This is a genomic window from Stutzerimonas stutzeri (assembly GCF_013522825.1).
Lineage (GTDB): Bacteria > Pseudomonadota > Gammaproteobacteria > Pseudomonadales > Pseudomonadaceae > Stutzerimonas > Stutzerimonas stutzeri_AK.
In genome coordinates this window covers 1-1,068 of the sequence record NZ_JAAMQZ010000101.1, presented here as the reverse complement: position 1 = coordinate 1,068, position 1,068 = coordinate 1, and the positions used below count along the sequence as shown (strand labels likewise).

Genomic DNA, 1,068 nt, shown 5'->3' with positions numbered 1-1,068 from the left:
TCCTGAATTCAACACATAAGTGCAACGCTCACCCCTGTATGCACTTCGTACGGCGTCTTCCAGCCCAAGCGCTTGCGCGGGCGTAGATTGATCCTCGCTACTGTCCGATTGACGGCTTCGACGGTCAGCTTGCTGAAGTCGCTGCCCTTGGGGAAATACTGGCGGAGCAGACCGTTGGTGTTTTCATTGGTGCCACGTTGCCAGGATGAATAGGGGTCTGCAAAAAAGACCTGGCACTGGCTCCGTAGCGCGATGCGTTCATGCCCGGCAAACTCCCTTCCGTTATCCAGCGTCAGCGTGTGAGCGGCATGGCCCTGAAGCATCAGATTGATCGCCCGCGTTACCTGCCGGCGCGTTCTGCGCTTGACCGGATAGGCGCTCAGATAGCCGCTTTTGCGATCAACCAGGGTCACCAGGTTACCGCCCAGTCCATGTACCGTATCGCCCTCCCAGTCCCCCAGGCGCTCGCGGCTTTCGACCTCGGCTGGGCGTTCACTGATTGACACGCGATTACGCAGCTGCCCGCGCCGATCGTGGCTTCCATAGCGTTTCCGGTAGCGCTTTCGGCGATGTCGCAGATAGGTATAAAGCTCACCACCGGCGCGCTGTTCGGCGGCAATGAACCGATAAATCCACTCATGGCTGACCGCCCGGCTTGGCTGCTCCTGCTTCAACCGCTGGGCGATCTGCTCCGGACTCATGCCATGCTTGAGCCACACCGGGAGATGATGGCTGAGCCATGTCGCCGGCTTGCAAAACTTGCGCGCACCCGCTCGACGAGCATCACTTTCATGGGCCGCAGAAACAGCCTTGTAGATATTCTGGGTGCTGTTGCGGCGAACCTCGCGACTGATCGTCGAGGGATGCACGCCGACCCGCTTTGCAATGCTCGCCTGGCTCTCTGCGGCGCTCAAGCCAGCCTCAATCTGGTAACGTTGTCCCTGAGTCAGCTGCCGGTAATGCGTAGTCATCTGCGCTTGAATCCTTCGGTGTGAGAGCCTGGATTCTACCGGTGGCTGGCTCTCTGCCTCTCGTTTCAAGCGTTGCGCTTATTCTATGAATTCAGGA

General features: G+C 59.0%; 1 protein-coding gene. It reads right to left on the bottom strand.

What is annotated here, in order from left to right; translation table 11 throughout:
• Positions 1–8 precede the first annotated feature (8 nt).
• Positions 9–971 carry an IS30-like element ISPpu17 family transposase gene (locus G7020_RS23765; RefSeq protein ID WP_004577240.1) on the bottom strand — a complete coding sequence of 321 codons (963 nt, stop codon included), beginning with the start codon at positions 969–971 and terminating at the stop codon, positions 9–11.
• Positions 972–1,068: the final 97 nt, after the last annotated feature.